General features: G+C 34.3%; 14 protein-coding genes. 5 read left to right on the forward strand and 9 right to left on the reverse strand.

Features of this window, described 5'->3' with window-relative positions:
- Positions 1 to 114: 114 nt before the first annotated feature.
- The 5 genes from ACFQ1R_RS11425 to ACFQ1R_RS11445 form a co-directional block, all read right to left on the reverse strand.
- Positions 115 to 606: a DUF6646 family protein gene (locus tag ACFQ1R_RS11425; RefSeq protein ID WP_379926352.1), complete on the reverse strand. Its 492-nt coding sequence runs from the start codon at positions 604 to 606 to the stop codon at positions 115 to 117.
- 62 nt (positions 607 to 668) lie between these two features.
- The gene (locus tag ACFQ1R_RS11430; RefSeq protein ID WP_379926353.1) at positions 669 to 1,529 is read right to left on the reverse strand and encodes a cupin-like domain-containing protein; all 861 of its coding nucleotides are present in this window, start codon (positions 1,527 to 1,529) and stop codon (positions 669 to 671) included.
- Between the two features lie 235 nt (positions 1,530 to 1,764).
- The gene (locus ACFQ1R_RS11435) at positions 1,765 to 3,204 is read right to left on the reverse strand and encodes a flotillin family protein (protein ID WP_379926354.1); all 1,440 of its coding nucleotides are present in this window, start codon (positions 3,202 to 3,204) and stop codon (positions 1,765 to 1,767) included.
- 2 nt (positions 3,205 to 3,206) lie between these two features.
- The gene (locus ACFQ1R_RS11440; protein WP_379926355.1) at positions 3,207 to 3,779 is read right to left on the reverse strand and encodes a hypothetical protein; all 573 of its coding nucleotides are present in this window, start codon (positions 3,777 to 3,779) and stop codon (positions 3,207 to 3,209) included.
- Between the two features lie 196 nt (positions 3,780 to 3,975).
- Entirely contained in the window at positions 3,976 to 5,808 is a 1,833-nt protein-coding gene (locus ACFQ1R_RS11445) for a TonB-dependent receptor plug domain-containing protein (RefSeq protein ID WP_379926356.1), read from the reverse strand.
- Between the two features lie 77 nt (positions 5,809 to 5,885).
- Between ACFQ1R_RS11445 and ACFQ1R_RS11450 the strand changes: the two genes are divergently transcribed.
- The 5 genes from ACFQ1R_RS11450 (at position 5,886) to ACFQ1R_RS11470 (ending at position 11,063) form a co-directional block, all read left to right on the forward strand.
- On the forward strand, positions 5,886 to 7,391 hold the full coding sequence (locus ACFQ1R_RS11450) for an aminotransferase-like domain-containing protein (RefSeq protein ID WP_379926357.1): 1,506 nt from the start codon (positions 5,886 to 5,888) through the stop codon (positions 7,389 to 7,391).
- Between the two features lie 84 nt (positions 7,392 to 7,475).
- Positions 7,476 to 7,925: a DUF3157 family protein gene (locus ACFQ1R_RS11455; RefSeq protein ID WP_379926359.1), complete on the forward strand. Its 450-nt coding sequence runs from the start codon at positions 7,476 to 7,478 to the stop codon at positions 7,923 to 7,925.
- Positions 7,926 to 7,937: 12 nt separating this feature from the next.
- Complete coding sequence (locus ACFQ1R_RS11460) at positions 7,938 to 9,215, forward strand: Y-family DNA polymerase (RefSeq protein ID WP_379926360.1); 1,278 nt, start codon at positions 7,938 to 7,940, stop codon at positions 9,213 to 9,215.
- A gap of 49 nt (positions 9,216 to 9,264) precedes the next feature.
- Positions 9,265 to 9,705 (forward strand): LexA family protein, encoded by a 441-nt coding sequence (locus tag ACFQ1R_RS11465; RefSeq protein WP_379926362.1) that lies wholly within the window; start codon positions 9,265 to 9,267, stop codon positions 9,703 to 9,705.
- A 29-nt stretch (positions 9,706 to 9,734) separates the two neighbouring features.
- Positions 9,735 to 11,063 carry a sugar MFS transporter gene (locus ACFQ1R_RS11470; protein WP_379926363.1) on the forward strand — a complete coding sequence of 443 codons (1,329 nt, stop codon included), beginning with the start codon at positions 9,735 to 9,737 and terminating at the stop codon, positions 11,061 to 11,063.
- A 69-nt stretch (positions 11,064 to 11,132) separates the two neighbouring features.
- Here ACFQ1R_RS11470 and ACFQ1R_RS11475 read toward each other — a convergent pair whose 3' ends face one another.
- From ACFQ1R_RS11475 to ACFQ1R_RS11490, 4 genes are all read right to left on the reverse strand, one after another.
- Positions 11,133 to 11,411, reverse strand: coding sequence for a F0F1 ATP synthase subunit epsilon (locus tag ACFQ1R_RS11475; protein ID WP_379926364.1), 279 nt, complete (start codon positions 11,409 to 11,411; stop codon positions 11,133 to 11,135).
- A gap of 51 nt (positions 11,412 to 11,462) precedes the next feature.
- Positions 11,463 to 12,971: a F0F1 ATP synthase subunit beta gene (gene atpD, locus ACFQ1R_RS11480; RefSeq protein ID WP_379926365.1), complete on the reverse strand. Its 1,509-nt coding sequence runs from the start codon at positions 12,969 to 12,971 to the stop codon at positions 11,463 to 11,465.
- A 159-nt stretch (positions 12,972 to 13,130) separates the two neighbouring features.
- Positions 13,131 to 14,792 carry a G-D-S-L family lipolytic protein gene (locus ACFQ1R_RS11485; protein WP_379926366.1) on the reverse strand — a complete coding sequence of 554 codons (1,662 nt, stop codon included), beginning with the start codon at positions 14,790 to 14,792 and terminating at the stop codon, positions 13,131 to 13,133.
- Between the two features lies 1 nt (position 14,793).
- Complete coding sequence (locus tag ACFQ1R_RS11490) at positions 14,794 to 17,547, reverse strand: TonB-dependent receptor (RefSeq protein WP_379926367.1); 2,754 nt, start codon at positions 17,545 to 17,547, stop codon at positions 14,794 to 14,796.
- Positions 17,548 to 17,588: the final 41 nt, after the last annotated feature.

Genomic DNA, 17,588 nt, shown 5'->3' on the forward strand with positions numbered 1-17,588 from the left:
CTTGGAACGTAAAACCCGACCCGACTTTTTAGGAGGGAAACGCCCAAAAAATAAAGTATAAAAAAAGCGGAAAAACTAAATTTTCCGCTTTACTTATTGTGTTAAAATGTGTTTTTATAAATTAAAAGACGCACCTAAATTAAGTGTAAACTGGTTGTGTAGTTTTTCGCCAGCATCTAAAACATCGGCATTGTATTTTGCTAATGGTACATTAAATTCTGTAAATAAACCAAACCCATCAGAGAAAAAGTAGCGCATACCTAAATGACCACCAAAATTTTTAAGACTTAGGTTTAAACCTGGATAAATATCAAAATGTTCATCAATATTAACAACACTTCCTAAATGGGCATTAAAACGCACTTTAGCATCAAAACGGTCGCCAAAACTTGCCGAAATATTATCATTTATACTTAATGCATACGATGATGATATACCAACAGATATGTTTTCGCCCAAACCATAATCATAACTAATGTTTACGCCTGTGGCATTGTTTTGCAAATTGGTAGCTAATTGTAATTTGTTATCGTTAGCGCCAATAAATACTTGAGAATTACAAAGTGTAATAGTAAAAAAAGCAGTTAATAAAATTAATTTTTTCATGATTTGAGTTTAAATTTTAAGTGTACAAATATATTACAAGTAATTGTAAATAGTAGTATTATTTATAAGTTCTTATGGGTTTTGGTAATGGCTTGTTGGTTTTTCCAGTCTATCCATTTTTGACCTTGTATGCGGCGCATGGCATTATCAAAATTGCGCATAATAACAAGGTTGTAAACTGCTTTACTAAAATTTTTAGGGTTTCTGGCAATGGCGCGCAAGCTCATAGAAAACCCGGGTGTTATGTAGCGCATGTAATGCCAATAGCCTTCGGGCATATATAAAACTTCACCGTGGTTTAGTTCGGTTTTATAGCCTTTTGCGTTTTTAAGCATGGGCCATTTTTCAAAATCGGGGTTTGAAAAGTCAATATCTTCACGTGTAATTAACGAATGTGGTATTTTGTATAAGTACTTATTTTGTTTTTGGTCGAACAAAATAATTTGCTTTTTGCCTTCAAAATGAAAGTGAAAAATGTTTGCCAAATCAATATCATAATGCATAAACGTATACGAATCGCGCCCACCAAAAAACAACATAGGAATACCTTTCATAAGGCGTAATCCAAAATCGGGGAACGAAAAATCTTTTTGCAATTGCGGTATTTCCTTAATGGCGTTCCATAAAAAAATACGGTATTTTGTGGGTTCTTGTTTAAGCAAATCAATATAACTGCTTAATTGCATTTTGGCATGTGGCTCATTAAAACCATCTTTATAATCAACAGGTCTATCGTCGTACAATGGTACAGTAATGTTGCCGCCAACGCTTTTCATGTAGTCTAAATTCCACTTGTGGTAAGCAGGCCAATGTTCAATAAAACGTTCAATAACCACAGGTTTTTGTGGTTTAAAATAGTGCTTAAAAAAGTCCTCTTTTGTAATTGTTTTTACACGAGGAATGTCTTGTAAGTTCAATGACAAAGCTTAAATAATTTAGTGAACCAAAGTTAACAAAACGGAATGAAACAGGAAATAGTATTTTGGGCGTTACCACAAGGGTCGGGCTTGGAGTTTATCCTGAGCGGCGTCGAAGGGTTGCAAGTCCTCGCTCCTGCGTCGCTGTGGGCTTTCCACGTCAATCCCTAACGCAAAGCAAGTTGCAGTTTGAAATTTTGATGTTATAAAAAAATTCCGCTGCAATAGCGGAATTTCATTTTTATTGTTCTTCAATAACATCATCAGTGTCTTTAGATGTTGGTTTCTTTTTTACTGGTGTTGTTTTTTCTTCAATAGGTTTGCCTTTTAAATATTCAGGCAATTCCATACCAGCCATATTAAACATGTCTTGTAATGGTGGTACCGATTGATACATGCCCGAAAGGAAATTAGCTGTTGATGATTTTCCATCTTTTCCACCACCATTTTCCCAAACAGTAACTTTATCAATTTTAATATTTTTAATAGCTTCGGCTTGTGTTTTAACCAATTCTGGTAATTTATCAGCAATTAATAATAATACCGCATCTTTTGAGTTGTTGCCAGCAGCTTTAACAATTTGGTCTAAACCAGCAGCTTGTTTGGTTAATATTTCATATAAACCTTGTGCTTCTGCTTGTGCTTTAAATAATATCGCATCAGCTTCACCTTTAGCATGTCTTCTTATACGTTCTGCTTCAGCTTCGGCTTCAATCTCTACTTTACGTTTATCAATTTCCGCAGGAACAACAATATCGGCTAATTGGGTTGAGCGTACACGTTCTGCTCTGGCGGTTTCTGCTTCTTTTTCAGCAGCATACGATTCTTCTAAGGCTTTTGCTGCTTGTACTTTTTCAGATGCTATCGCAACACGTTCTGCTTCCGCTTCACGCTGACGACGTAACGAATCGGAGTTTGCAACAGCAATTTTAGCTGTATTTTCACCTTCAACAGCCTGCGCATTTGCAGCAGCAACTTGGGTTCTTTCATCTTGTACTGCATTTGCTTCACCAATAGAACCATCTCTGTTTTTTTCTGCTACCGATTTTCTAGCAGCATTTATAGCATGAGCTGCAGCTTCTTTTCCTAATGCTTGGATGTATCCAGACTCGTCAACAATATCCGTAATGTTTACGTTTATCAGTTTTAAACCTACTTTTTTAAGCTCCGATTCTACACTTTCAGAAATGTTGGTTAAAAATTTATCGCGATCGGAATTGATTTCTTCAATATCCATAGAAGCAACCACTAAACGTAATTGACCAAAAATGATTTCTTGCGCCAATTCTTGAATTTCATTTTGACCTAAACCTAATAAACGTTCGGCAGCATTTTGCATGATACCAGGTTCGGTAGAAACACCAATGGTGAAACGCGATGGGACGTTTACACGTATGTTTTGTTTACTTAAAGCGTTAACCAAATTAACTTCTATAGAAATGGGTGTTAAATCTAAAAACTGATAATCTTGAATTACAGGTACAATAAACGCAGCACCACCGTGAATACATTTTGCCGATTGCCCACCGCCAACTTTACCATAAACTACTAAAATTCTATCGGAAGGACAACGTTTGTAACGCCTTACTAAGACGATAAAAAACACAAATACAAATAATACAGCAAAAATGATTGCTACTGGTAAGCCAAAATCTGGGGCTTGAGTTACTAATAAGGTCATGGTTATTTAGTTAATAGTTCAACAATTAATAGTCCGTTTTCTGTAACGTCTTTTACTTTTACTACCGATGTGGATTTTAAGTTAACATCGGCATCTGTTAATGCATCAAGTTCGCGTAATGCACCTTGAATTTTAATATGTACTTTTCCTATAGATGAACGGTTTGCGCCTATGGTAAGATATACTTCGCCAACAGCACCAATGGCATTTTTAAAGTTTAAGGTGCCGCTATCGTTAAGTTTTCGCATGTAGTAAAACATAGCGCCCATAATAACCATCATAACTAAGCCACAAACCAGTGAAATGATAATGGTTAATGGTTTTGAAAGACCAGCCTCCATACAAGCTATACCGCTCCAACCAAATATAGTGAAGAAGCCAATAAGGTTTTTAAAGGTTATAAATTGAAAGCCTATGCCTGTGTCCGATTCTATTTCGGCATCCGTATCCAAACCATCGGTTTCACCACCAATGAAGGTAAGCACCATCATGATTATGAATATTAAAGAGCCTAATAGCGCAATACCCCAATAAATTTTTGGAAATAATTCTAAATTACTAAACCAATCCATCATAATAAAACCGTTTATAATTTTTTTGTAAGGTAACTCTTTAGTTAGATTTATACAATACTAAAAATTAGATTTTATATATGAGTATTTTAAAATTATTATTTGTTACAGAAAAGGCGCTTTTATTTTATTAAAAAACCTCACAGTTTTTAAAAATCTGTGAGGTTTGTATTTAATGAATGAAAGTTTTTGTGTGTAATTAGTTAAAATTATATCTGAAACCAAATAATACATTGCTTGGTGGCATTGGTACATAACCAGCTTCAATATAATCGGCATTAAAAATATTACTTGCAGTTATAGTTAATTCAAACTGTTTTAAGTTTAAGGCTATAGAAGCATCCCACACATTATAGCTATCACCTGTGGTACGTTGGGCATATTTGTATATAATATTTTGACTTACATTTTTTAACAATTGTGTGCTTAAACGTGTTGTGAAATGGTGTTTAAGGGTGTTTAGTGAGTAGCGCGATAAGTCTTTATTTTGGTCTAGAATATTATCATCTAAAAAATTATAGCCAACAGCTAAGGTTTGATTGAAATTATTTAATTTAAAATTGTAAGCAGCATCTACCTCTAAACCTTTAGTGTTAACTTCGGCTATATTAGTTGCTTTAAAAATAGCATCTGTGGTATTTGTGCGTGTAAAATCAATCAAGTTTTGTGCGTCTCTGTTGTACAAGGCAAGAGAAGCTGAAAACTTGGGAGAGAAATATTTAATACCAATTTCTTGAGCAAAAGCTTCTTCAACTTCTAAATTAGGGTTTCCTGCTGTGCTTGAATCATTGTAATATAAATCGGTATAGGTTGGAATTCTGTAGGTGTAACCAATGTTTCCATAGGCTTTTAATTGGTCGGTTATTCTATAACCTAAATCAATGCCAGGGAAAGCATAAAAATCGAAATCTGAAAAATAGGTTACAGCAATACCTGGTGTAATATCCAATTTATCATCAAAAATTTTAAACTCATGTTCTAAAAATAAAGTAGTCATAAACCTATTACGGTCACCTAAATTATTACTGTTAATGTATACTTTAGAAAGGTCAACACCAAAGCCTGTTATACCAGCTTTTGATGTATAGTTGGCATTAACTTCTGCGCCCATTTTGTTGGTAATGTGTAGGTTACGGTAAAGTGTAGGGTTATTTCTGGAGTACACATATTCATCTTGGTTTCGTTTCCAATAAATACGTGGTGTAATGCTTAGGTTTTCACTTTTAAATTCTGTAGAAAAGGCTATCAAACTATTTTGTGTTTCTTCGTATTGATCTACAGCACTTGCTCTAGCATAAAAACCGTTAGCACCAAACTTACGTTCTTGAAATGTGGTAATCATTTCAATGGCTTGTTTGTTCTGGTTAAAAATACTTTTTACAAAATAGTTGCTGTTATCGTAATCGGTATTATAACGATATCCGTCTGAAGACATTTTATCAATATGTACAATATGCGATGAGTTTTCAAGTTTTGAACCTACAGTAACACCTGCATTTAATTGACCAAACGAACCTGTTTCCATGGTTGCTGAAACGGTATTATTTAATTCTTTTTTAGTTACAATATTAATAGCACCATTAAAAGCATTTTGCCCAAAAACGCGTGCTGCTGGACCTTTTATTATTTCAATACGTTCAATAACTGCAAGTGGTAACGCAGCATTCATGGTGTGATGTCCTGTTTGCGCATCGTCCATTTTTATACCATCAATAAGTAGTAGCGTTTGGTCGAAACTACCACCGCGAATGTATAAATCGGCTTGACTTCCTGAAGTACCACGACGTCTAATATCAATACCAGCTACTTGTTGTAGTAAATCGGCAATATTATTGGTCGCGCTATTTTTAATAGCTTCAGAAGAAATGATGGAAATGGTTCTTGAGTTTTCTTTAAATGGCAAATCGATTCGGGTAGAATTGATTATAACTTCACTAAGAGCCGTAGTATCTTGTTGTTTGGTTTGTTGGTTTTGAGCGTTTAAACCAACTGAAATTAAGATGATTAAAGCTAAAAAAAAGTAATTTTTCATTATGGATAATTGATTGTTTTTTTACGCTGCAAAATTCGTAACTTTCTGGACTAGTTAAATAGTCCAGTTTTAAAATAATGAATAGTCCGGTTAACAACCTTTTAAAGCAATTAATTCATCTTGAAAAAACAAATGCAACACCTATTTATATTCAAGCGGCACAACAAATAATTAATGCTATACAACGTGGTTATTTAACCGAAGGCGATTGGCTACCTGGAACACGCACATTTAGTGAATTATTTAATATTAATAGAAATACCGTTGTTGCTATTTATGATGAGTTGGCGTCGCAAGGTTGGGTTGAAATTATACCAAATAAAGGAACGTGCGTTTTAGTGCCAGAACAAAAAACGGTAGCTATTAAAGCAACGTCGCAGCGCATTGACCAAGCACGTGAATATGCAAAAACAACAGGTTTTCATTTTAAAACATCTTTAAACTTAGCATCTACACACGAAACCAGCGATAAAAAATACCGCGTTACTGATGGGCAACCCGATTTAAGACTGCATCCTACACATCAATTTTCAAAATGGTATAGTGCTTCAATGAAGCGAAAATCGTTAATTTCAAAATGGAATCAAACCTCTCAAACGTTGTTTTCTGCTTTCGAAGTCCAATTGTGTAACTATTTAAACGCCACACGTGGTTTTCATATTAAGTCGCATAACTTAATGAGTACACGAAGCATTGAAATGAGTTTGTATATTGTTTCGCAGGTATTGTTGCAGCCTAATGATGTTGTTTTGGTTGGCGATTTAAGTAACTATGCTGCAAACATGATTTTTCAACAATCAGGCGCTACAATTAAAACCATTCCTATAGATGATGATGGTATTGATGTAGAATATATTAGAAAACATTTTATAAAAAACACCATTCGTTGTGTGTATGTGTGCGCACATAGGCATTATCCAACTACAAGAGCTTTGAGTGCGGAACGCCGTTTGCAATTAATGCAACTTGCCAAAGAATACCAATTCGCTATTATTGAAGATGATTTTGATTACGATTTTCAGTTTGATGGTTCTGCTATGTTACCCATGGCAAGTTCCGATGCTAATGGTGTTATTATTTATTTAGGCAAACTTGGGCAATCGTTATTTCCAAGTTTTCAAACAGGGTTTGTGGTAGCACCAGAAAATTTAATTCAAGAAGCCAAAAATTATTTAAAAATATTGGATAGCCAAGGCGATTTAATTCAAGAACAAATGCTTTCAGAGCTTATTTATGAAGGAGAAATACATCGTTTGATAAAGAAAAACATCATCATTTATAAAGAACGACGCGATTTTTTATGCGAATGCCTTCGCAAACATTTTAAACAACAAATCCGTTGGGAAAAACCTTCAGGTGGTTTAGCATTATGGTTGCAATTCGAACCTAAAATATCGTTAGTTAAATTAGCACAGCATGCTGAACAGTTAGATTTATTTCTTCCAAAAACTATTCTGTATCAAGATAAAAACACTTGTAGTATTCGGTTTGGGTTTGGCGATTTAAATGAAGAGGAAATTGAAGTAATAGTTAAGAAATTGCGTGAAGCTTATAGTTCGGTATTAAATAATTTAAACACCTAAATAATTGATTTTTTTATATCATGCTGAAGATTAAATCAGAATGAAAAATTGTATTTTTGGAATTCTATCAATAATCATTAAGTTATGAAAAAGTGTCTTTTAATCTCATTATTTGTTGTTTCATATTTTGGCTTTTCCCAAAACAACCACATTGTAAAAACCGATGACGGCAGACGCGTTTGGTTAAAAGCCGATTTTACTTGGGAATACATTGATGCTGAAAGTCCTAAAACAAATGTTGTTGTAAATGAAATTAAAACGCCTGTTGAAAAAGACGCTTGCAAATTATCTAGCGATTTTGTTGAGCCAGAATTAAATAGTAAAATTCAATCACAATTAAAAAAAGGACGCGCCACTATTGAGCATGTTAAAGAAAAAGTAGCTAAAGATTATAATTGTGATCCTTCAGATGTTTTATTACTATCATTTACAGAACAAAAAGCAAAAGCTGTTTATAATTTTTGTGCTAAAGGCAAAAAAGTGACTTATAAACGCACCGGACATGCCATTATAGAAAGTGGCAAGTTTTTTTAAAGTATTTATATCATGTACGCCTTAGTAGATTGTAACAATTTTTATGCGTCTTGCGAGCGTGCTTTTAACCCTAACTTACGCAACAAACCCATTGCTATTTTAAGTAATAACGATGGTTGTGTTATCTCGCGAAGTGATGAAGCTAAAACTTTGGGCTTGCCTATGGGTGCGCCTATTTTTAAATGGGAAGGATTTTGTAAAGCTAATAATATTGAGGTATTCTCGTCCAACTATCCGCTTTATGGCGATATGAGTAGTCGTGTTATGGCTATATTAGAACAATTTACGCCCGATGTTGAGGTATATAGCATTGATGAAGCATTTTTAGAATTTAAAGGTTTTAAAAACTGTAATTTTAATGATTATGGAAGCCAAATTAGAACGCGAATTTTAAAATGGACAGGCATTCCAACCTGTGTTGGTATAGCACCAACCAAAGCTTTAAGTAAAGTAGCTAATAAAATAGCACGTAAATTTCCGAAGCAAACAAACGGTGTTTATGTTATTGATTCTGAAGAAAAACGAATTAAAGCCCTAAAATGGATTAAAATTGAAGATGTTTGGGGTATTGGTCGTGGTTTAACAAAACGGCTTAAAGCAAAAGGTTGTAATACTGCATTTGATTTTGTTCAACTTTCAGATGATTGGGTTCGAAAAAATTTCTCCATAACCCAATGGAAACTTAAAAAAGATTTAGAAGGCATTCCTACCTTGCAGTTAGATGAAGTTAAAACAAAACACGCTATTGCCACCACACGAAGTTTTGAATACACGTTTTCAGATATTGAAAACATCAAAGAACGCATTTCAACTTTTGCAACAAGTTGCGCTGAAAAATTGCGTAAACAAGGTTCTAGTTGTCATGTTATTTACGTGATTCTTAGTAGCGATAGGCATAAAAAAGATTTAGAACAACACCGAGGAAGTAAATTGGTGAGTTTATCTTATCCAACCGATTCTAGTCTAATAATAAGTCAACAAGCAGTTGAAGCAGTAACGAGTATTTTCAAAAAAGGCATTAAGTATAAAAGAGCAGGCGTTATTGTGATGGGTTTGGTAGCTACAAATAATTATCAGTTACAATTATTTGAAAAAGAAAATCCTAAGCACAAACCATTAATGAAAGCAATTGATGGTTTGAACAGTAAATATGCCGAAAATAAAGTAAAAATAGCCAATCAAGATTTAAAGCGTACATGGAAAATGCGACAAGAACGTTTGTCACCACGTTACACTACAAATATTAATGATATTATTAAAGTGAATAACTTTGGCTGTGGTTCAATATAAATTTCAGTAAGACAATATTAAATCATTATATTTGATTAAACACAAAATCATGATATTACATCAATCTAATAACTTAACGTTTTTTACACCCGCTGAAACAGATAGCTTAGGAGCGTTATTTTATGATACAGGTATTTCAGCAGGGTTTCCTTCGCCTGCGGAAGATTTTAAAGAACAACGTTTATCATTAGACAAGGAACTTGTTAAGAACAAAGAAGCAACATTTTTTGCACGTGTAAGCGGTCAATCGATGATTGGAGCAGGACTTGATGATAGCGATTTACTAGTAATTGATAGAAGTTTAGAACCTGCAAACAATAAAATAGCAGTCTGTTTTTTAGATGGAGAGTTTACTGTAAAACGCCTAAAAGTAAATGCAGACGGTGTATATCTACAACCAGAAAACCCCAATTATCCTATAATAAAAATAACAAACGAAAACGACTTTGTTATTTGGGGTATTGTTACCAATGTGATTAAAAAAGTATAAATAAATTAATTAAAATTAACCTTTAATTTATGTCTGGAACAGAGCAAGAAACTGCACAACAAAAAAGTAACACATTTATTCCTATTATAGTTATTGCAGGATTATTTTTTATTTTCGGGTTTGTTACATGGATTAACGGTGCGTTAATTCCATTTATGAAAACCATTAATGAATTAACCGATGCACAATCTTATTTGGTAGCATCTGCATCCTATATTTCATTTGTAGTAATGGCACTTCCAGCATCCTATATCATCAATAAAATAGGTTTCAGAAAAAGTATGTCTTTAGGGTTAATTGTTATGGCAATAGGTGCTTTAATTTTTATACCAGCAGCCGAAGCGCGTACGTATTGGGTGTTTTTAACAGGTATTTTTATTCAAGGCGCAGGCATGACACTGTTGCAAACAGCATCAAACCCGTATATTACTATTTTAGGACCAATTGAAAGTGCTGCAAAGCGAATTGCCATTATGGGAATTGCAAACAAAGTAGCTGGTGCTTTAGGGTCGGTTATTTTTGGAGCCTTATTATTATCTGGTATAGATAAAATAAAAGAACAATTTGAAGTTGTAGATGATGCTGAAAAAAGCCGTTTATTAGATATAATGGCAGATAGTGTTGTTATGCCTTATGTTGTAATGGCTATTGTATTATTTGCTTTAGGAATATTGATACGGAAAGCACCATTACCACACGTAGAGGAATCACCAATTGAAGAATTAAAATCTGGTAAAACTGCAAAAACAAGCATTTTCCAATTTCTGCATTTATGGCTAGGTGTTTTAGCATTGTTCTTATATGTAGGTGTTGAAGTAATTGCAGGAGATACTATTATTGCTTACGGTATTGCTTTAGGTATTCCTGTTGAACAAGCTAAGTTTTTTACGTTATTTACATTAATGGCTATGGTTGCAACTTATGCATTAGGTGTGTTTTTAATACCTAAATACATAAGTCAAGCTTTGGCTTTAAAGGCAAGTGCCGTTTTAGGTATTATACTTTCATTTTGTATTGTTTTCACAAGTGGATTTGCATCCGTTTTGTTTGTTGCCTCTTTAGGAATTGCAAATGCTTTAGTATGGCCAGCTATTTGGCCTCTGGCTTTAAATGGATTAGGTAAATTCACTAAAACCGCATCTGCATTGCTTATTATGGCAATTTCAGGAGGCGCAATAATACCTCCTTTATATGGAGCATTAGTAGATGCTAAAAAAGGTGAATTAATTATTGAAGGTGTTAGTGAGGTTTCAGCAGCTGCCGAAGCGTCTTCTTTTGGCTATTGGATTTTATTACCTTGTTACTTAATTATTTTATATTATGCTTTTTCTGGGCATAAAGTAGGATTAAAAAGTTAATTTAAAATTTATGTAATAAAAAAACGCGAAGCTTGTGCTTCGCGTTTTTTATATTATGATAAATAAAGTTTAGTCTGCTAAAACAATTACTTTATTATCTTTCATCTCAATAGTGCCAGATTCAATTTTTAGCAATGTTGTGTTTTTATCACCTTTGGTAAATTTGTTTTTAACCGCTTCATCTAACTCTATATTACCGGTAATTTTAACAAAACCTTCTTTTAATATAGATACAATAGGAGCGTGGTTGTTTAACATTTCAAAATTACCATTAACTCCTGGAACAGCAACACTTGTTACTTCTCCGCTAAACAACGTGGCTTCTGGTGATACAATTTCTAAATACATAATTTTTAAAATTGATAATTGATAATTGTCAATTGATAATTATCAATTGGATTATGCTTCCGCTAACATTTTGTCTCCAGCTTCAATAGCTTCTTCGATAGTTCCTTTAAGGTTGAACGCTGCTTCTGGTAAGTGATCTAATTCACCATCCATAATCATGTTAAAACCTTTAATAGTTTCTTTTATATCTACTAAAACACCTGGAATACCTGTAAATTGTTCTGCTACGTGGAACGGTTGTGATAAGAAACGTTGTACACGTCTTGCACGTCCTACAGCTAATTTATCATCTTCTGAAAGCTCTTCCATACCAAGGATAGCAATAATATCTTGTAATTCTTTATAACGTTGTAATAACTCTTTTACGCGTTGTGCACAAGCATAATGATCTTTACCTAAAATATCGGCAGTTAAAATTCTAGAAGTAGAATCTAATGGATCTACCGCAGGGTAAATACCTAACTCAGCAATTTTACGAGATAATACCGTAGTAGCATCTAAATGCGCGAACGTTGTAGCAGGCGCAGGATCCGTTAAATCATCCGCAGGTACGTAAACCGCTTGTACCGATGTAATAGAACCTCTTTTTGTTGAAGTAATACGTTCTTGCATCGCACCCATTTCAGTTGCTAAAGTTGGTTGGTAACCTACCGCAGATGGCATACGACCTAAAAGTGCAGATACCTCAGAACCAGCTTGTGTAAATCGGAAAATGTTATCAACGAAGAAAAGTACATCTTTTCCTTGTCCTTCACCAGCACCATCACGGAAATATTCAGCAATAGTTAAACCAGATAAGGCAACACGTGCACGTGCTCCTGGCGGCTCGTTCATTTGTCCGAATACGAAAGTTGCTTTAGATTCTTTCATTTTAGCTTTATCAACTTTCGATAAATCCCATCCGCCATCTTCCATAGAATGCATGAAATCATCACCATAACGGATAATTCCAGACTCTAACATCTCTCTTAAAAGGTCATTTCCTTCACGAGTTCTTTCACCTACACCAGCAAATACTGATAAACCACCGTGACCTTTTGCTATATTGTTAATCAACTCTTGGATTAATACTGTTTTACCTACACCAGCACCACCAAATAAACCAATTTTACCACCTTTTGCATAAGGCTCGATAAGGTCGATTACTTTAATACCTGTAAATAAAACTTCGGTAGAAGTTGATAAATCTTCAAATTTAGGAGCTTGACGGTGAATTGGTAACCCAGCTTCTCCAGCTTTAGGTAAATCTCCAAGACCATCAATAGCATCACCAATTACATTAAACAAACGTCCGTAAACAGCATCTCCAATAGGCATTTGTATAGGCGCTCCAGTTGCAACAACTTCAGTGCCTCTACTTAAACCGTCTGATGAATCCATCGCAATAGTACGTACAGTATCTTCACCAATGTGAGATTGTACTTCTAGTACTAATAGAGAACCATCTGGTCTTTTAATTTCTAATGAATCGTAAATTTTTGGAAGTTCAGCACCAGCACCGAATTCAACATCGATAACCGGACCTACTATTTGTGCAACTTTACCTGTAACTTTAGCCATTACTTATGTGTTTAATATTATGCGTTTTAATTGAATGAAAACACTTTTAGTTTCCGCGTGCAAAGATAATTTTTTTAATTTAAAATAAAAGTTGTTTTTAAAGCTTTTTTGCAATAAAAAAACGCCTTGGGTTTCAAGGCGTTTTAAGGGTTTATTAAATTAATTTAATGTGGGTGAATAATTTGTTGGGTAATCTCCTGCTTTTGCAACATTTCCTGAAGCGATAAAGTTTGAGCCAAATTTTGCATCGATAGCTTCTAAAAATTTATTAGCCATGTATGCATAGCCTCTTGCGGTAAGGTGAATACCATCTAGTCCAATAGCGCCACCTGTTGCTAAATTTGTTTTTAAAACAAATTGGTCAAAAGCTATACCGTTAGTTTTAGCACTGCTAAGAATAGTATTTAAATCTACTAAAGCTATGTTTGGATTTGAGTTAGCAATAGATGAAATAGTTGTATTGTAAGCATCAGTAGCATTTTTAATGGCTGTTTGTTCACTTGGAATTAACACCCATTTATCTTCTAGTGGGTTTGTAATACCTTCAACTGAAAATTGTCCAGCTAAACCTGCCGGTAATCCTTGAGTTAGTAGGAAGGCATAAACGGTAGTATTAACAGTTCCTATTACAGAGCTACTAGGTAGTAATAATAAATCGGTTGCTTTTGCTTGTCTTGCTTGTCCATAAAAAGAACCAAATAAACCTGCAACTTTATCTAATGTACCAGAATCTGTAGGCAACCCAAAAGATTGAACAAATGCTGGAAATGTTGGACTTGCTCTTAAAACACCTGTAATTTGAGCAGCTAAGTTTGTTAGTGTTTCATCCTTTATAACTACTGCACTAGCGGCATTTGTAGAAAATACAATTTTACGATCTGGAACTTGTAAAAAATCGAAAACTTGATTAAGTTGACCAAAAACACCATTTAAAGTTGGAATTAAAGGACCAAAAGAAGGGTTTGTTGGACTTAAAGGTTTAAATGGTACGGTTGTAAAATGTGGTAAATCTGTGATATAAGGTACATTTGTTACAACGCCTTTTGCACCACCAGAGGTTAAAGTAGTTACTAGATAGCCAAAAGTAGCATCAAAACCAACGCCAACAGCTCCTGCACTTGGTGTAATTGCGTCTGTGCCATCTCCACCAGATAAGGCATATCCTAGAACATCGTTTCCTCCAATTTCTGATAATGTGAAAAATGTTGGGCTTTTTGCCATAGCATCACCTAACATAGTTGCGGATGCGCTAGATGCCATTCTTATAAAATACGGGTTTGCCTTTTTTGTTGCTAAATTGGCAATATTTCCATAGCCATTAAAAAGTAAATGGTAACTTTTAGCACCAGGAACACCCATATTATTAAATGGCCCTTTTAGGTTATTAACAGCTAAATCTGTAGTCGATACAACAGGACCTATAATTGAAGCTAAAGGCACTGGACCTGCACCACCAAAAACTAATCGAGGACCGACAGTTGAACCAGGTAATTGTACGCCACCTAGAGCTATTCCTCCAATATTATCGTTCATTAATGGTTGTGTAAAAGTACCACCGCCTAATTTTGCAAATTGTTTTGATAATATGTTTGGAAACGAATTTTCTTGAGAAGCTTTAAATAAAGCACTATCTGTAAAACCAGCAGTAAAAGAAGCTCCAATTGAAACATAGTTAGAAAAATTAGCAGTTCCTGCAGTTAGTTCAGGTAATTCTGCAACTGGGTCAATTCTATCTATATCCTCAATGTCATTACATGCTGTAAACCCAAGTAGGATAATTGACAGCCATATATATTTTGTTTTCATTAGTTTAGTTTTCATATTATAAGTTGTTAATTGTCCATGATACATAATACATAGAACCTATGTATCCTGTTCCATATGCAGTGTAATATTCTTTTCCAGTAAGGTTTGTAGCTCCTGCCTTGAAAATAGATTTCATACTAGGTACTGTTAAGTTAATTTGAGCATCAACCACATGAAATTCTGGTACAACACCATCACCAAAAGTGCCTTCCCAAAAATAATTATCACTATATCTGTAAGCAATATTGAATCCAAAGTTTTTAAATAACTCAGTATTTCCAAAAGAAGCTTTGAATTTATGTTCTGGTGTATTGAAATTAGTTACAAAACTTGGGTATTTTGCTTGGTCGAAGTCTAGTTTAGCATACGTATAACTTCCGCTTAAATCAAAGTTGCCAAAAACTTTAGTAGATAATCCAATTGAAGCACCGTAAGAGTTAACATCTGCTTCAGCATTTGTATAAGTACCGTAAACTTGATAATCGTTATTTTTTATTGCTTCAAAAGCAGTAGCACTATCACTAATAACATTTCCATACAGTGGAGCTATAACTCGCCCTTGTGAAATAAAATCTTTATACTTGTTGTAGTAGGCACTAAAATCAACAATTAAGTTACTGAATTTACCTCTATACCCAACTTCAGCAGAACTAACTTGTTCTGGCTTAACAATATCTGGATTTGCTACTTGTAAAAGCGCTGAGTTTCCTGTGGCTGCAGCAGCTAAAGCAGAAGCAGCGGTATATGAATTTTCGTAACCTGCACGTCCTGTTTGTGTAACAGTGGCTGGTTGACCTAATAATTGGCCAGAAGCACTAACGTCATAGGGTCTTGAGTATCTATCTAAGTTATCTGGTGCAGAACCTGCTAAAACATATACACCTGTATCTAACCCTATAAATAAGTCTTGTGTGGTAGGGTTTCTAAAACCAGTTTGAACTGATGCTCTTATATTATGATTTTGGTTTACAGTTAAACCTGCCGAGATACGAGGAGAAAGAAAACCATCAAAAAATTCAGATTTATCATATCGTATAGAACCTGTAAGTTTTAAATCTAAGGCTTCATTTAACTCTAAATTTTTCTGAATTTGTGTGTAAACACCAAATTCTGAATAATCAATTGGACCGTTTTTATCAGTATAAATTGTTCCTGAAGAGTTTAAGCTATATTTTCTGTATGAACCACCAATTTGAATATCAGCTACATCAGTTAAGTGACTAAAATTGTAATTTCCATCAGCATGATAGTATTTTGAAGCATCTTGAAATTTAGAACCCGTTAAAATATCTGGATCATTAATACTTTTGTTAAATGCTGCTTTAAATTCTGGTGAACCTGGTTCAAAACGACCGTTTTCTGCTACAGCTCTTGCTGCTGCATGAGCTTCTGCATCGGTAGCACCTGAAAAAGTAGCTCCAACATAGGTGTTAATATAGTCTCCGAACCATTGGGCATCACTTTTCCAAGTTCTGTTAATTTGAATTGCTGTAGCAACCATATCGTAAGAATCGCCAGCACTATCTCCAACAACATAACCTCTTAAAAAGAAATTATTGTTTTTAATTTCAAATTTATGTTGTTCTTGAAAAAAGCCATTAATGTAATATCTGTTAGTGCCTTGGTAAATGGTTGAACCTGTACCAACTTTACCTACATACGATATTTCAAAGTCATTTTCAAAAGGTCTGTAATATAAACCCCAATCTGCTTTAACACTTTCAGCATTGTAATCGGTTAAATCACTTTCATCATAACCTGTTCTACTTACAGATACATTAGGAACAATACCAAGTCCGCCAGCTGCTGCTCGAATATTTGTTGAAACTACATCACCGTAAACATTTAAACCGTTATAGTTTACATTGTTGGCTCTTGTACCGCCAACCATATTTTTGTCTTCTTTACTATTAGCAGCCCAATCGGTTCCTTTCAAGTAGCCAAAATTAATTTTTCCAGCAAATTTATTGCTAAACTTGTATGCTGCACGAAACCCTAAATCCGTATAAGGGTTATCGCCAGCGGCTTTTTGAGAAGTTATGCCTTGTTTGTAGTATGCACTTATTCCAGCATGATCAAAAGGGTTTTTACTCTGCATAAACAAAATACCGTTAAAGGCATTTGCGCCATATAGCGCAGAAGATGCACCTGGTAATAATTCAATGCTTTGTACATCTGTTTCAACCATACCTACAAGGTTACCAATAGGGAAATTTAAAGCAGGAGTAGAGTTGTCCATACCATCAACCAATTGCATAAAGCGGTTATTTGCAAAAGTTGCAAAACCACGTGTGTTAACAGATTTGAATGTTAAACTGTTTGTATTAACATCTACACCTTTTAAGTTTTCTAAACTATCATAAAAATCGGCCGAAGCAGTGTTTTTAATTTCTTTTAAGCCCAAACGCTCTACAGTTACTGGCGATTCAAAAATACGTTCTGGCGTTCTTGAAGCAGAAATTACAACTTCATCTAAGGATGTGCCTTCTTTAAGAATAAAACTTAATTTTTGATTATTGGAAGTAACTTGTATTGTAACAGTTTCAAAACCGACACTACTTGCTTGAACATTAAATGGTGGTTTTTGATTAAATGTTAGTGTAAAATTACCGTCAAAATCCGTCACTGTTCCTGTAGACGTTCCAACAACAATAACGTTTGCTCCTGGAATGGGTTGATTATTATCGTCTGTTACAGACCCAGAAATTGTTGTTTGTGAATAAGATATACCACAAAACAGCAATAGTAATAAAGGGAGAATTGTTTTCATTTATTTTATTTAGTTAGTATTTAGTGAAACAATATATATAT

This window comes from Mariniflexile jejuense (assembly GCF_042675665.1).
GTDB lineage: Bacteria > Bacteroidota > Bacteroidia > Flavobacteriales > Flavobacteriaceae > Mariniflexile > Mariniflexile jejuense.

Excerpts from the sequence above, each read along its gene's own strand:
- atpD (WP_379926365.1), bottom strand. The coding sequence starts at position 12,971 with ATGGCTAAAGTTACAGGTAAAGTTGCACAAATAGTAGGTCCGGTTATC.
- ACFQ1R_RS11465 (WP_379926362.1), top strand. The coding sequence starts at position 9,265 with ATGATATTACATCAATCTAATAACTTAACGTTTTTTACACCCGCTGAA.
- ACFQ1R_RS11460 (WP_379926360.1), top strand. The coding sequence starts at position 7,938 with ATGTACGCCTTAGTAGATTGTAACAATTTTTATGCGTCTTGCGAGCGT.
- ACFQ1R_RS11450 (WP_379926357.1), top strand. The coding sequence starts at position 5,886 with ATGAATAGTCCGGTTAACAACCTTTTAAAGCAATTAATTCATCTTGAA.
- ACFQ1R_RS11435 (WP_379926354.1), bottom strand. The coding sequence starts at position 3,204 with ATGACCTTATTAGTAACTCAAGCCCCAGATTTTGGCTTACCAGTAGCA.
- ACFQ1R_RS11445 (WP_379926356.1), bottom strand. The coding sequence starts at position 5,808 with ATGAAAAATTACTTTTTTTTAGCTTTAATCATCTTAATTTCAGTTGGT.
- ACFQ1R_RS11425 (WP_379926352.1), bottom strand. The coding sequence starts at position 606 with ATGAAAAAATTAATTTTATTAACTGCTTTTTTTACTATTACACTTTGT.
- ACFQ1R_RS11490 (WP_379926367.1), bottom strand. The coding sequence starts at position 17,547 with ATGAAAACAATTCTCCCTTTATTACTATTGCTGTTTTGTGGTATATCT.
- ACFQ1R_RS11455 (WP_379926359.1), top strand. The coding sequence starts at position 7,476 with ATGAAAAAGTGTCTTTTAATCTCATTATTTGTTGTTTCATATTTTGGC.
- ACFQ1R_RS11440 (WP_379926355.1), bottom strand. The coding sequence starts at position 3,779 with ATGATGGATTGGTTTAGTAATTTAGAATTATTTCCAAAAATTTATTGG.
- ACFQ1R_RS11485 (WP_379926366.1), bottom strand. The coding sequence starts at position 14,792 with ATGAAAACTAAACTAATGAAAACAAAATATATATGGCTGTCAATTATC.
- ACFQ1R_RS11470 (WP_379926363.1), top strand. The coding sequence starts at position 9,735 with ATGTCTGGAACAGAGCAAGAAACTGCACAACAAAAAAGTAACACATTT.
- ACFQ1R_RS11475 (WP_379926364.1), bottom strand. The coding sequence starts at position 11,411 with ATGTATTTAGAAATTGTATCACCAGAAGCCACGTTGTTTAGCGGAGAA.